We start from the raw sequence: 1,373 nt of genomic DNA on the forward strand, positions 1-1,373 counted from the left end.
CTTACCCAAATACATATGGTAGCTAATTCATTTCCAGAAAACTTTCGTTTTCTTTTTACAAAACCTAATTCTTTTGCGAGTTCTTCCAAAAGAGAAGGGGTTAAATGACGATACAGTTCTTCAGAAAATAGTTGTAATTCATCTTGAATCGAAAGATTCATAAAAAATGTCACCCTTTCTAGCTAGCTTTTTAGAAAGAATAACGTTTTTTGTCACTTGGGGGTAGTGAAAATTCTTAAGTTGATGGGCATGTACACAGACCCCAAATCCAAGATTAAAGGTTATATCGGTCATATTATTACTTAATTCTGATAATAGTTGTTTTGCTTTTGTTACTCTAAACTCTGAAATATGCTGATGAGGAGTTTTACCATATATTTGTGTGTATGTTCTTAATAAATGATTTGGAGATAGACAAGAAATTCGTGCAATGTCATTTAATTTAATAGTTTTGTCATAATAAGCTCTTATGTAATCATGGGCTATACATATCCTTCTATATAATTCTTCACGTGTAGAGGTCCTTATTGCACTTAAAGATTCAACTTCCTTGTATGTATTAAAATGTTCATTCAAAATATATTGCATTAACTTATGAAATTGTTCCTCATAACCAACAGAATTAATTTCGAGACTAGGTAAAATATGTTTGAAAGTTTCAAGTTGAAAAGATAAAGTATTATTTTTATGATAGGTTTTATCAAAAAAAACAATAGAACTCGTATCCATAAATGGATCGTTTAGAAGATTATCGTTTGTTTCTTTTAATGAATTAAAGACCTCGGCTTCAAACCCATCTTTAAAGAAAATACAAAAAGATTCCACATCCTTCGTTTCATCAATTGAAATTGTGTATGAACCTTTATTAAGGAGTAGGTATCTACTTTCTTCAACAGCAAACATGCCTTTATTAGTCTTATAATGGGCTTTACCATTTGAAAATGTTTTTATGGACAGTTGGCCAATTCCTTCCCAGTAAAATTGGTCACTTTTTGCATGTAAAACGAAATTGGTAGAATCATTTTTTGACATAATACACTCTCCATAAGTGGCGTCATTATTTTTTTAACTTTATTATACATAATAATGGAATCTAAGTATGAAAATATATATTATCAATCTAAAACAGTACGGTGGATATGCGTATTGTAAGTGTTAAACTTAAACAACTTATTGTAATCTTAACGTATCCTTATTGCAAATGGTGACAGCTTCGCTGGTACTCACCCTAATATTGCCGTCTATAGCAAAAATATTCATTTTAGTTACAACCCTTAGCGTACCTAAATCAAGGATTTGAATTCCAAAAAATGTCTTAACGTGGGTTTTATGTCATTTGGTTGGCGGGACCCCTCAAAGCGTTTATTGAGTCC

The 1,373-nt window shown here is 30.9% G+C and carries 1 protein-coding gene and 1 pseudogene; both read right to left on the reverse strand.

All coding sequences use genetic code 11. The features are described 5' to 3' along the window. Positions 1-161: pseudogene (locus K5S59_RS29560) on the reverse strand (IS4 family transposase); the annotation flags it as partial. Beyond that, complete coding sequence (locus tag K5S59_RS29565) at positions 139-1,032, reverse strand: helix-turn-helix domain-containing protein (RefSeq protein WP_259653026.1); 894 nt, start codon at positions 1,030-1,032, stop codon at positions 139-141. The pseudogene K5S59_RS29560 and the gene K5S59_RS29565, both read right to left, overlap by 23 nt. Positions 1,033-1,373 lie beyond the last annotated feature (341 nt).

The sequence above is a fragment of the Bacillus sp. BML-BC051 genome (genome assembly GCF_019656175.1).
In the GTDB taxonomy this organism is placed as follows: domain Bacteria; phylum Bacillota; class Bacilli; order Bacillales; family Bacillaceae_G; genus Bacillus_A; species Bacillus_A mobilis.